Source organism: Dyadobacter fanqingshengii (genome assembly GCF_023822005.2).
GTDB classification, from domain to species: domain Bacteria; phylum Bacteroidota; class Bacteroidia; order Cytophagales; family Spirosomataceae; genus Dyadobacter; species Dyadobacter fanqingshengii.
This window is the reverse complement of record NZ_CP098806.1, coordinates 2751439-2764654: the sequence shown is the minus strand read 5'-3', so window position 1 is coordinate 2764654 and position 13216 is coordinate 2751439. Positions and strand designations below refer to the sequence as shown.

11 protein-coding genes are annotated in these 13216 nt (G+C 45.5%); 5 read left to right on the top strand and 6 right to left on the bottom strand.

Annotation, left to right across the window (positions count from 1 at the left end; genetic code table 11):
• Positions 1-19 precede the first annotated feature (19 nt).
• Positions 20-1171, bottom strand: coding sequence for a DUF3095 family protein (locus tag NFI81_RS11530; RefSeq protein WP_234612289.1), 1152 nt, complete (start codon positions 1169-1171; stop codon positions 20-22).
• A gap of 108 nt (positions 1172-1279) precedes the next feature.
• Between NFI81_RS11530 and NFI81_RS11525 the strand changes: the two genes are divergently transcribed.
• Complete coding sequence (locus NFI81_RS11525) at positions 1280-1729, top strand: DUF6934 family protein (protein ID WP_234612290.1); 450 nt, start codon at positions 1280-1282, stop codon at positions 1727-1729.
• Positions 1730-1740: 11 nt separating this feature from the next.
• Entirely contained in the window at positions 1741-1902 is a 162-nt protein-coding gene (locus NFI81_RS11520) for a hypothetical protein (protein WP_234612291.1), read from the top strand.
• A gap of 238 nt (positions 1903-2140) precedes the next feature.
• Here the strand turns inward: NFI81_RS11520 and NFI81_RS11515 are convergent, their stop codons facing one another.
• Complete coding sequence (locus NFI81_RS11515) at positions 2141-5206, bottom strand: sensor histidine kinase (protein WP_234612292.1); 3066 nt, start codon at positions 5204-5206, stop codon at positions 2141-2143.
• Positions 5207-5255: 49 nt separating this feature from the next.
• Positions 5256-5888, bottom strand: a complete 633-nt coding sequence (locus NFI81_RS11510; protein ID WP_234612293.1) for a response regulator transcription factor — start codon at positions 5886-5888, stop codon at positions 5256-5258.
• A 174-nt stretch (positions 5889-6062) separates the two neighbouring features.
• On the opposite strand from NFI81_RS11510, the gene NFI81_RS11505 reads away from it, so the two are divergent.
• From NFI81_RS11505 to bla, 3 genes are all read left to right on the top strand, one after another.
• The gene (locus NFI81_RS11505) at positions 6063-6479 is read left to right on the top strand and encodes a response regulator (protein WP_234612294.1); all 417 of its coding nucleotides are present in this window, start codon (positions 6063-6065) and stop codon (positions 6477-6479) included.
• 2 nt (positions 6480-6481) lie between these two features.
• Entirely contained in the window at positions 6482-6859 is a 378-nt protein-coding gene (locus NFI81_RS11500; protein WP_234612295.1) for a hypothetical protein, read from the top strand.
• Positions 6860-6955: 96 nt separating this feature from the next.
• Positions 6956-7690, top strand: coding sequence for a subclass B1 metallo-beta-lactamase (bla, locus tag NFI81_RS11495; RefSeq protein WP_234612296.1), 735 nt, complete (start codon positions 6956-6958; stop codon positions 7688-7690).
• On the opposite strand, the gene NFI81_RS11490 is transcribed toward bla, so the two are convergent.
• From NFI81_RS11490 to NFI81_RS11480, 3 genes are all read right to left on the bottom strand, one after another.
• A complete protein-coding gene (locus tag NFI81_RS11490) occupies positions 7691-10111 on the bottom strand; it encodes an ABC transporter permease (protein WP_234612297.1) in 2421 nt (806 codons plus the stop codon).
• Positions 10112-10224: 113 nt separating this feature from the next.
• A complete protein-coding gene (locus NFI81_RS11485; RefSeq protein ID WP_234612298.1) occupies positions 10225-12195 on the bottom strand; it encodes a YjbH domain-containing protein in 1971 nt (656 codons plus the stop codon).
• Positions 12161-13198 carry a hypothetical protein gene (locus NFI81_RS11480; RefSeq protein ID WP_234612299.1) on the bottom strand — a complete coding sequence of 346 codons (1038 nt, stop codon included), beginning with the start codon at positions 13196-13198 and terminating at the stop codon, positions 12161-12163. The genes NFI81_RS11485 and NFI81_RS11480 overlap by 35 nt, the downstream gene beginning before the upstream one ends.
• Positions 13199-13216: the final 18 nt, after the last annotated feature.

Here is a 13216-nt window from a genome sequence, read left to right as displayed (position 1 = left end):
ATTTGGGCAAATTGATATTCTAAAACTTCCGCAATTTAGGTTTCAAAACACCCGCGGCTTTGGTGTATCCGCCCTCTGATCCGTCTACAAAATGAATGTGGCCATCTTTCAGGTCGCGGACGTAGCATGACATGACGGATTCTGTGCTTACGTAAAGTCCGTAGCGGATCTCGTTGTTTAATTCCATGTCGTCAAGCACTTTTTGCAGGGCTATCCGCTGGTGTTCCGTGCCTGAGATTACGGTGTTGATTTTCCCGTCGATCACCAGCGTATCGGCCATTTCCACCAGACTGTTGAGGTAATTTCTGCCTTTTTCTGTGCGGAAATAAAAGTAGCCCATAATAGCAGCAAACCAGCTTCCTATTACGCTAAAAATATTTGCATGGCCGGTCTTGGCTTTCACTTCGAGCCGGTTGAAAGTTGTTTTCCATTTTAGTTTGGGAACCGAAATAGGCTGACGCGCTTCCGGACTGCCGTATATGGCGTCAATTTGATGCAAGACTCGGCTGAAAACCTGCGGCTGTTCTTCCACTTTTACTGCAATAACCAGCAAAGTAACGATTTCATTGTTTTGTTTGGGCGGCTCGATCCGATCCCAACGGCATTGCATTCCGCTCAGGTCAAGCTCATTCTCCGCCGGTCCATCCTCGCCGAATAAATATCCTTCCCCTTTAATGACCTGTTCGGCGTAATTGAGTCCGTTTCCAAGAATGATGGGGATTGCAAAAATGTGGGAACGACGGAATTTGCTCAGCTTCAGTTCGTGTCCCTGCGCATAAATGTCACGGACAGCAACCAGGCCAACTCTCAATTTCAGCTCAAAATTGGCCAGTGTATTCGCTTTATACAACCGCAGCGCAGGCATCACCAGACCCACAATCGACGCAGGAAGCAGGAAAGTGGCGCCATCTCCACCAAAAAAGAACGGAACAGCGATATTGGCTTTAAACGCAATGTTTAAAACCGTAACAATGCTCCCCGTGGCAACCAGATTAACCGTTTCATGGCTCCCATTGATGACCGCAAGCGTGGAATTTTGAATGTCGGTAATGAGCACAAACCAGCTGTCCGGAACCTTGTAAAACAGGTGTTCTTCCGTCAAAAGGTCATTAAGCGAAATGTGGTTTTCAGGTAATTTCGAATAAAACTGCTCATCCTTTGACGTAGCCATGGCATAAGGGCGTTTGCGCAGTTGAATATCTTAAAAATAAGCTTGCGATGCAATGTGACTTTGTTCGGGAAGCCGCGTCTCAATGGGGATGTAAATTAAAACACACCTATGGACAAACCTTTTTATCAATTTACAGTTCTTAACGAAGCGAGGAGATTTGATTTTGTGAGTGTTGGGAAGGAGGAAATTTCAAAGACTATCACGTTTTCTAAAACGGAGGAGCCGGACATTTACACACTTATGCTTGCTAATGTGCGCCCAAATGGCTCCCTTGATATTAGGACTGTTAGCAATAATGGCGACATGAAGAAGATCTTAGTTACTGTTTATAAAGCGATAGAAATCTTTTTGACAGATGAACCCGATGCTATTGTAATTTTTTCCGGCAGTTCGGATGCTCGTACAAGGTTATATCAAATTGCTATATCAAAAGAACTGTCAATGCTAAACGATCGTTTCAAGGTCTACGGTGTAACAAGGGACGGTTTCGAGTTGTTCCGAGCAAATCAGCGATATTGTGCTTTTGTTATCTCTCTAAAAAATACTAACATTGTATAAATCATATTTATATGGCAACTGCAACTCAATCAAACAAAGCAAAACCGGCTGAAATGGAGCCAGGGGTTTATGCGACGGTCGAAGAGGCGTCACTAGCTAAGTATGGTGATCTGCTTAAAGCGATTAAGAAATTTAACTTTAAAGTGGTGAAAGTGCCAGAGAGAAAATGCTAGTCTCAGATTTGTGAAAGAATAGGAAAATATTATTCATAGGAAACAATGCGATAGATCTGGAGCTTTTGCGTGATGCCGGTCGTAATTTAACTCGTCGGTAGCATATAAAAGTAGCAACTGCCGCATGTTACACCGATGATCAGACCGAGAATGTTGATAAGGCCGTAAAACTTATCTTCTACAAGATTACGGAATGCGAGAATCAGGTAGTTTTTTAACATGGCGATTGATAAAATGGTCACCCTTTTCCCTGATCAAACATCAGCCGAACGGTCGTATGATTTTTTGCGTTTATTGAGGCAATGATGTCAATGCGGAGCAACACGCATAGATCCTTAAGGATCACAAGTCCGATCCCTTTCTGTTCGGGATAAAGTGAAATTTTGAGCCATTCCTCGTATGACCGATAGGATTTATTGAGCCATTTCATCAGATCCCCGGGCATACCGGTGCCGCTGTCTTCAATGATGATCTGCTTTTTTCCTGCTATGATGTTTGTAGAAATAATGATTTCTGAGGCGCTTATTTTCAGGGCGTTATCCAAAAGATTATGAATAACAATTGACAATAAACTGGGATCGCTCCACACTTCAAAGCCCGGCTCCACTTCGTTTCGGATCGTTATGCCTCTGAATCCGGCAATTGCTGAAAACAGCTCGCAAATGCCTGAAACCATTTCCCGCACTTCTACGTGGCCCATGTGTGTCCGCGAAGAGCTGTTTTTGTTTTGTATTTTAATATAATCCAGCAAATTTTTGGTTAGGGTCCCGACCCGTTCAGATGTGTTCAGCGACTCGTCGCTCATTCTCGTAATCAGTGGATTGCCGTTATCCTGTTTGTGCAAATAAGCATTGATTTGCCTTAGCGAATAACCTATGTAATGCAAAGGTGTCTGAATGTCGTGATTAACGGCCGCCACGATCTGGCTGATAACCCGATAATGTCTGAGCAGATTGTCTTTTCGCTCTTTTTTGACAAGATAGCCTGTCCGCCATTTAACTGCCATGAAGAATAAGCCGAGGATCAAAAGTGCTAACACGGACCGAAACCACCACGTCTCATACCACGCCCGAGCAATAGTGAGTCTGACGGTTTTGTAAGTATAATCGTTTGTCTTAAAGCCGTTTACCTTACGGATCGTGAGTTTGTAATTACCGTAGGAAATTTTAGGAATAGGAATGACAAAATCCGCATTCACCGGAAACCATTTCTGCTCCCTGCCTTCGCCCGACAAGGAATAATGCATTTGAATATTCTTGACATGACCGAGATACGGCGTTGTCACCTGCAACCGCAGCTGCTCAAATTCGCGCGGGATTTTGAGTGTGTCCGTGACCCTGATCTCTTTACGCTCGAGATTGATGGAAGTAATAAAAATACCTTTTCCGGGAAGTTCAGCCATTATTTGGTTAGGAGAAAACCAAACCAGGCCATCCATGGAAGGAAGCGATACGATGCCATCACCAAGCCGTACAGAACACGGTTGGCAACCGCCATTGAACTCATTCGTCGCGAAACCCTGGCTCCTGTCGTAATAGAGATAGTAAACGAGATTTTTGTTGTTCCTGGCGTAATCCAATAACTGTTGCCTGGCAACCTGAAAAAGTCCCCGGTTCGTATTGATCCAGAAAAAGCCTTTTGCGTCTTCGGTTATGCAATGTGAAGTGGCCAGAAACCGGTCCTTATCCAGCGGAAATTGGATCAACCTATTGTTTTTAAATAGAAAAATTCCGTTGCCATAAGTCGCGATCCAGGTTCCATCGGCGGTTGTGTAGAAACTACGAATGTTCATCTTGTTGAAATTCAGAAGCTTTTGGACCGCTTTGGTACGCACATTAAATGTGAAAACGCCTTTTGTTCCCCCAATAAACAGCATGTCTGCTGCTCCCTGCCCAATAATGGAAACGCCGCCGAATGGTGCTTTCACAACCAGTTTTGTGTGATATTGCCCGGCCGAACTCTCCATTTGGTAAAGCGAATTATTTTCGCTGCCGATCCAGAGCCTGTGTTGTTGGTCAATAAAAAATGCTTTGGCATTGTCCTGCAATTTCAAGCGCACGAGTACTTTTTTTGCTGTTTTATCCAACTTAAAAAGATTATATCCGATCCCAAACCAGAACGAGCTGTCCGGATTCATTGCGATGGCAAATTTGTAGGCAAAATTCTCCATGAATGCTGAAACTTTGCTCGCGACAACCTGCGAACCCGTGGCATTGAGTCCAAGCTGGTAACCCTGGCCCGTAATAACAGCGTGTTTCCCGGCGGGTTTTTGGGCGTAATATGCATTATCAGCATCCTTGGAAGCCAGTTTCAGCATTTGGAAATTTTTGCTTTTAATCAGAAACAATCCTTTCGTACTGCTCCCCAACAGCAGCGCTCCGCTCGTTCTGTCATAATGTGCCGCGACGATGTCAAGGTCCGCAAAGTCGTAATCTTTTAGTATGAGCTTAGTCGTCAGGCGACCGTTGCCCGATTCTTCAAGGGTGTAAAAACTTTTGTTTAAATACAGAAATGCGCATCTGGCAACATTGTTCCAGTAGAGCTTGAAATTTGATTTTTGCCTGGAATACAGCATATTGTGAACAATGTCGCCTTCCGGAAATTGAACTTTATTAGTCGTTTTGTTTGTGATTTGAATGATTGTTCCTGCCGAATCGAGCGCATACGGTTGAGATCCTATCAGGAAAAAATCTTTGAAAGATCCGGTTGCAGTGTAAATGAGTTTCCCGTCTTTGTAGCAGGAAACGGTTTTTTGTTTCCAGATAAAGAAGGTCCGGCTGTCGGAAACTGCGAAATAATGTTCCGCCATGGGATCGCTCGGATATTGCTCGGGGACGCTTCCCAGCATGCTGTTATGCCGCACGTTTTTGTCGGCAAACGGATCGGTGGTCCGGTATTTTTCATAAAACGCCGTGTCCGAAGCAACCAGGCCATTATTGAGAATGCCAATGTATTGATTGTTTTCCGTAAGTGCGTAAAATTCGAAAGCCGGGTTGGCATTCGGGCCTGGAAGTGCGGGAACGAAGCCGCGTATGCGGTTACTGAAAATCGGCAGGTTTGATCTGTCAAAAGTCAAAAATTTCTGCCCGTCAAAACGCACCACGCCAGCTTCCGTTGCGAGCCAATAGAAGCCGTTTTTGTCCTCCATAACCGCTTTTACGCTGTTTTGCGGAAGACCGTTTTCATCCGTAAAATGTTGCAGGCGATACGCTGATAATTCCTGCTGCTGCTGCGCTTTGGTATGAAAGGCAAGGAGCATCAGGCAGAGAAACCATCGTAAGACAATGACCATGTCAATTCTCATTCGGGCGTCGGTCAGACATTTTAATGTAAGAGAATGCCAGGGATAGAAGTTACCCGTTCAATTCAAAATATCTCGTCAGCTCGATAATGTTATTGACACCCAGTTTATCAAAAATCTTGGCTTTATAACTGCTCACCGATGACGATGAAAGGTGAATGTGTTCGCTTATAGCTTTGGTAGACAGTCCTTTGGATAAAAGCTTGGCCACTTCCAGCTCTTTGTCGGTAAGCTTGTCTACAATGGAGTCGGGGTTGCCTTTGCTATTAAAAAGCTGTCCGAAAACCTGTTCCATAACCGTGGGGCTTGCGTAAATTTTTCCGTTGATCACACTGTCAATGGCCTGCTTGAATTCCTCGTTCATGGCCGTTTTGGAAATGTACCCGTTGGCACCGGCTTTCAGAAATGGCAGTGCGTAAAGTTGCTCGTCGTAACTGGAGCAAACCAGGATCGGAATCTTGGGCTGTTTCATCCTGACCGAACTGATCATCCCAACTTTGTCGCCGCCGGGCAAGTTAATGTCCATAATCAGCAGGTTGTATTGCTGCTTTTCCAGCAAAGCCAGCGCTTTGTTGAAATCGCCGGTTGCGGTTACGACGGCTGTGGGCATATGTTCCATCAGCAAATGCTGAATCCCCATTAAAATCAGGGGATGATCCTCGGCCACGATAATCTCGATGCTCATTGGGACGTCGGTAATGATGAAAGCTGGGTTATTTGCTAAACAATATTATGAAAAATCAGCCATAGAATTAATTTGGTAGGGTGTTTAATTTTTTTAATCCTCAAATAACATTTTTCAATCATCATTTCAATTTATTCTTGTGTCGCTGAACGCTATACGCAATAGTTTTGCAACATGAAAATTGCGTTAATAGACCAGCATCCGGTCCTTCGTTCGGGGATGCGCATCTTCCTTAGGGATCATTTCCAGAACCTTACAATGCTTCAAACGGCATGTTTGCAAACGTTCAAAAAATGCGATGAAGATCATTCCTTTGATATTATCATTATCGGCATGACGGAAGAAGCGGATGGAATTGATAATGTTGCTTTGAAACGCATTATGCAAGAAAATCCGGGCTCTTCCTTTGTCGTCTACGCGGGAAAATTGCAGCGGGACCTGGCCACTTCTCTGATGAACGAGGGCGTAAGTGGCTATCTTTTGAAGAGAAACCACCCTAATGAGCTTTTGAAATGTCTTCAAACAGTGATCAAGGGTGATAAATATCTATGCGAGGAAGTGAAGAACCCGATGAACGTATACACGGCATAGTCATGAATAAAAACTGGCAATTTTCAGGACTGCTTATTTCGCTTGTGCTTTTGGCGACGGGCGTCTTTTATTTGAACGAACACATGTATGACACTAAGCTGGCATCGCGGAGCAAACGTTCAAATCCGGTTCGTCTTTACATTCACAGGGAAATAAGAACAGACCTTTACACGCCCGCGGACGGTCCGGCGCCGCTTGATGGCTGGGAAATGAGCGGAATGCGAAACCGCAGCATGGAAGGAATGGTGCAGATCAAAACATCAGCGCCATCCGAGCGTCGCAGGCACCACGCATCTGCCGACAGTACCCATGCGGGAAACAACGGAAAGGGCCTCGATAGCCTGACTTCCGTAAACCGCGATTCTGCCGCTTCCAGATAATCTTTCGTTGTTAAAACATCTTTTTTGTCGGGTTAAATTTGGTTAAGCAAATGAATTCATTTTGTTTTACTAAAACCAAACAAACGACACTCAACGATGCGACAACTCCTATTTTTAAGCCTTTCATTAATTCTCGTCTGCTGTAAATCTGCAAAAATCTCTGATAAAAGTTTTAGCAAAGAAGATATCATTGTAGAGCAGGTAAAACCAAATGTTTACCGGCACATTACTTACTTCCAAAGTGAAACTTTTGGAAAAGTGCCTTGCAATGGGATGGTTGTTTTTGATAAAGGGGAAGCCATTATCTTCGATACGCCGGTCAACGACTCCACCTCGTCTCAACTGATCAACTGGGTTCAGGATAGTCTCGATTGTAAGGTGACTGCGATCATTGCCACGCATTTTCATGAGGATTGCGTTGGAGGATTAAAGGAATTTCACCGCCGCGGAATCCCGTCCTATGCTGAAAACCGAACCATTGCGTCGACCAAACTGAAAAATTTCCCGACGCCGGAAAAGGGCTTTGATAACAGGCTTTCGCTGAAAGTGGGCCATAGGGATGTGATAACTGAGTTTTTCGGGGAGGGGCATACCAAAGACAATGTTGTGGGTTATTTCCCAAGTGATAAAGTAATGTTTGGCGGTTGCCTGATCAAGGAAATCGGTGCCGGGAAAGGAAACCTGGAAGACGCGAACGAAAGTGCCTGGCCTGCTACGGTGACCAAGTTAAAACAAACTTACCCGGACGTGCAGGTTGTAATCCCCGGTCATGGAAAAACGGGCGGCACGGCTTTGCTGGATTATACGATCAAGTTGTTTGAAAAAAAGTGATTAATCGGATTTGAGCGATTTTACCGGGTTTAATGTGGCTGCCTTTATTGCCTGGTAACTCACTGTCAGTAATGTTAAGCCCAACGCCAACAGTCCCGAAACTGTAAATATCCACCACGATAATGTGGTGTGATATTGGTATTTAGTCAGCCAGTTTGACAGGAGATAATAGGTCATCGGCGTGGCAACAAGCAGTGAGGCGGCAATAAGATAGACGAATTCTTTCGATATCATTACCCATATGTTCATGATCGTCGCGCCGAGGACTTTGCGAATGCCTATTTCCTTGGTGCGACGCTCGGCTGTGAATGCTGCCAGGCCGAAAAGCCCCAGGCAGGAAATGAGAATGGCCAGGACGGCAAAGAATGTGACCAGCTTTGCAACCCGTTGTTCCACAGCAAATTTCAATCCGTATTCCTGATCTGCAAACTTGAAATCGAAAATTGCATCCGGCAAATGTTTTTTGAAAACAGACTGCACTTTTTCCATCGCTGTGGCGGTTTCTACGCCGGGTTTTATTTTTAGAAATAGAAAATTCGGCGCGTAAGTCATGAAATAAATGGTTTGCTTCACCTGCTCAAAGGGCGACTGCATGACCATGTCGTCGATCACGCCCACAATGTGATACAGGTCGTCGTTGAATGTCGCATCCTTCCAGCGGATTGTTTTCCCAACCGGATCTTTCAGTCCCATGTATTTCACTGCCGACTCATTCAGGATGACGGCCATAGAATCTGCCGGAGCGTTTTTCGAGAAATCGCGCCCTTCTTTCACGTGCCAGCCCACCGTATTACCATAGCTGTGCGAGGCTGCAATTACCGCGAAATTTTCCTGCAGACCCGCAGGTTTTCCAGCCCAGAAAAATCCGCTTGCATTGGACAACACGTCCGTCATTGGTCCGGAAGATTGCGCGACGTCCGTGACATAACCAGATTGTAACAGATCGTTTTTCAATGCTTCCACCGGGCCGCTTCCCCGCGGCATCTGTACATTAATCAGCCCGTTGCGTTCGTAGCCTACACTTCTGTTTTGCCCAAACTGGATTTGACGGAAAACAACAATGGTCCCGATTATCAATGAAACAGAAACCGTAAACTGCAAAACCACCAGGATTTTTCGCGGTAATGATGTAATGTTGCCAAAATGAACATTACCGGATTTTAAGATTTTTGCCGGTTTGAAAGAAGACAAATAAAAGGCCGGATAACTTCCCGAAATGAGCGATACAGCGCCGCAAAAAGCAACAATCAGCAGCCAGACAACAGGCTTGGTCAGCAATCCGCTGCCTTTCACAAACTGCAAATTTTTATCAGCAATCGCATTGAAATAGGGTAAAGCTGCTTCTACCAAAACAAATGACACAAGCAATGCAATGGTAACGGTGATGAAGGATTCAAATAAAAATTGAAACACCAGCTGCGAGCGCATGGAGCCAACTGCTTTGCGAACACCAACTTCCCGCGCTCGTTTTTCGGAACGTGCCGTGCTCAGATTCATAAAGTTAATGCAAGCCAACAACAGAATGGCCATGCCCACAACACTGAATATCGTTACATAAGTGATCTGACCGCCAGTGTTAAAGCCATTTTCCCAATCTCCGAAAAGGTGCCATCGCTCCATAGGATGCAGCAACAAGCTTGGTTTCAGGCTGGCTTCCATCTTATTGTCTTTTACGCGGTTCAGCATTAGTCCGGCAATTCTCTCGGACACCGAATTAATGGTTGTTTTAGGCGCCACCTTAACCAGGATTTCAAATGTTTTAATGCCCCAATTGTCCTTTGCCTCACCGATCCACTGTCTTCTTTTTGCGGAAATAAACAGTTTCCAGGGCGCTATGAAGTCGAGATCCTTATATTCAGAATTTGCGGGAAAGTCCTGATACACGCCCGCAACTTCTGCTCTCAGCTCATTATCAATGAGAATGAGCTTGCCCAGCGCGCTGCCGTTTCCGAAAATAGACGCTGCCGCAGATTCAGAAATAATCACCGATACAGGATTTCTCAAAGCTTCCCTGCTGCCTTTCAACATTTTAGGCGACAAAATATACGCACCTTCCGGTTCCATGAAACGCCCTTTACGACGAAACTTGCTTTCACCCGACAAAATATCATAATCATCACTGCTCCAAGATATTGCAACTCTTTCCAGATCTTGTCCGTGGCTATTCCGAAGCTCGGCAGCAAGCGGGAACGGCATATTGGGCGATGTAATGACCTTGCCATTTTGGGTAGAGTTCCACATGACCCGCGCAATGCGATCGCTGCTTTCCATATTTTTGTTGAAACTCCATTCATCCCACACCCACATAGAAATGAGCATTGCAACAGCCATTCCGATAGCCAGGCCGGTAATGTTAATAAAGGCGTAAGCCTTATTTCTGGCAAGTCCCCGGAATGCGATCTTCGCGTAGTTTCGTGTCATATCAAAAGCAGATTTTATGATAAGCGCTGGTCACAGTTTTTTTGTCAAAGACATTTGATGGTCTAATGTCGAAAATTTTGCGTGAAGATTTCGTTTTCTGCCTGATAATTTCCTCACTTCGCCTGATACTGGCGGTTGAGATATTGGCTGTGATATTGCCTTAGCTTTTGGTCGAGTTGGTAGCCGGTCCGGTAGCGTTCTCCGATGCGGTATCCTCTTGTGTAGTTGTATTCCCAGGGAAATTCGCTTGCAGTTCTGAGCCTGACGTGCTTGCCATTCAGCAGCTTGCCTGGGAATAAGGGGATTGCAAAATTAAATCCAATGGTAGAACCGTTGCTGGTGGTCATGGCGTAAAACCCGATTTCAATGTTGGAGAACTGCCGGAGCATATCCAGCCGCACACCCGTGTCACCCGCCAGATAGCGACCGCCAGACACTTTAAATGTGATATCGGGATTGGAAAGCAGGTAGGCGGCATCTAGCACGAGCAGCAACTTTTCCATATTCCCGTAGTAAATTCCTTTATTGGGGTAATAATAATCGCCGGTCAGGCCTGCTTCCACACCGAACGACCAGGGACGTTTCAAATTGGCGCGGCGATATTGAATGTTGACGCCATATTGATCATTCTGGAAAAAACCGGCAGATGCGCTGATATGATTGTGGTTTATTGAATAAAACTGGTTCAAAAAAACAGGTGCAGGGCGGATTTTTTTTGGACGGTTATCGAGGTCATTTACAATCGGGAAAAGTATTCCAAAATCCAGCGACATTCCCGGCAACAAAAATATCTGGCTTTGAAGCGCAACGCTCGTATTGCTCTGGATAGGCTTATCATAATTCCCGAAATTAGCATTGAAATAAGGCTGGATCCAGAAGTCCAGGCTATAACCGTTGCGATGAAGGGGGAATCTGTTTTTTTGTTTCAGCCTTTCCCTCATTTTGTCGCTAACCTGGCTGAATTCCAGTTTGTCTCCCAGCTTGTATTGTCCTATCGGTATTCCCTGAAACAGGGGCACAAAATTCGTATTAGCTGAATCCGCAAATAGTTTTTTAAGCTGATAAAGGGCCGGGAAAGGGTTTCGGTTCAGCCTTTGTTCATAAGTAATGATCCCCGCGCTGTCCGTTCCAACATTTTCAAAATTTCCGCGCAGCTTACGATAGCCAGGGTTAATGATATCTGTTTCGGATTTGCCCGGTGTTTGCACATTATCCTGACTTTGTTTTTTACCCAGAGAAAGCATTCGCCTGGATTGCTTCAAAAGTGAGAAGTTGTAGGCGCTCCCAAAAGTGATTTGTTCGCCGTTTAAGACAGCAGCCTGTATAACCCAGTTTTTCAACGCCCTTACATAAACACCCGCGTTGATGTTTTGCGAATCATACTCGAGCATTAAACCCACTTTGGATCTGAATGTAAACGAAACTCCTCCGAACGGTCCTTCCAGATAACGCTTGTGATAGGCGTAATCTTCTTTTTTTTCGAGAGCCATATTGGCAAAAAGGCCGTAATTGTCGAGCGTGCTGCCTTTTCTGTACACATGGTAAGGACTCCCATATCCGGCCGTTACCTCTGCCTCCCATTGTTTGGCCACATTGAAATGCTTGGTTGCAACCAGGGCATGGGTCAAAAGGGTGGGGCTGATGCTGGTAGGAGTGGATGTAATGAAAGCGAGGGAAGGTCGGCTCTTGCTTTCTTTCATTATTAAATATCGAAAGTCGAGCTGCCGGTCTCCGAGGCCGAGTTTTACCGGGTTGGCAGCGGTGGAAAATAACTGTAAAACATTGATATTAATGTCGAACCTGGGCAACACTGTCAGGTTCAGGGATAAAACTCTGCCGGGATTTTGGTTATCTGAATTGAAACCGTAGTTACCGGGAAAAAAATGCAACCCGATTTCCATGTTGCCGTCTGGGACATAGCGGGCCGTAGGAATATAGATGAGTCCTGGTTTGCCAGAAATGTTTGATTGCGCAATAACCTTGCTGCAAGTAACAAGGATTAGGGTTGATAAAATACCAACCCTAATCAATAAACCGAAAAAGCGATGCTTAATTTCCTCCACCTTGATTGTGACAGCTTTCAACAAGTTTAGCTTTTGATTTTTCTGCTGCCTCAAGCGCAGCTCCGTACGCATTTTCAATGAGCAGTTTGTTTGCATCATGCGCATTGGAAGCACTCAGGGCGCCCGCAGTTCCTTTCGCAACGCATGCTTGAAGATCGGCTTTGGCAAGGTCGTTCAGCGAGGTTAGGTAAGCAATGAGCTGTAACCCAACGATACCTTTAAGTGGCAGATAATCGTCTCCCAGCAAGTCTTTATTTGCATCCAGCGCCGCATTCAGTTGATCAGCAAGTGTTTCTGCTGTTTTGATGATCGCCGCGTATTTTGCCGGTTCGCCAGCTGTACATGCAGCTTGCGCGTCACTGATCAGCTTCACTTCGGTGTCATATTTTTCTTTGGCCGATGCCAGCAATTTCAAACGGGAAGCATCCAGCTTGGCTTTGGATTTTTCAAATTCAGCTTCTGCTGCGATCAGGCACGCGTCGTTTGCGAGGGTGCCTTCAAATTTGCCCGCCGGCCCACCTTCAACCGCTCCTGTGCGAAGGCCCTTGATTTCCTTTCCATTAACGGTTGGCAATGTTACCTTAGGGAAATACGCAGCCATTTCGGGACTGGTGCTCGCGCGTTTAAGGATAGCGGTGAGGTCTGCCGGCAACTTTCCGGTTGTTCCGGCAGCATCAAGGACTTCCTTTTTCATGGATACCAGCGCGGCGATTTCTGCTTTGGTAAAAAACGAAGAGAACTTATTTGCAGATGCCTTTACATTGGCAGGTTCAGCACCAGCGGCACCCATTCCGGCGATCTCGGTTCCAAGCGTGGTAACAGCAGGTGAGAGCGTAATGGCGGCTGCCGTTGTGGCGACGGGAGCAGGATCGGTCAGTTTTACCGGTTCTACGTCGATTTTAGCAAGTTCGTCAACCAGTCCCTGATCCGGCGTGAGCGGTTCAGCATCTTTGTTCTTGCATCTGTACATTACCAGCGTCAGCACCAGTATACATACCATCAGGGTAAAAGTTCTTTTGATCATCGTTTTTATTTAAATAGT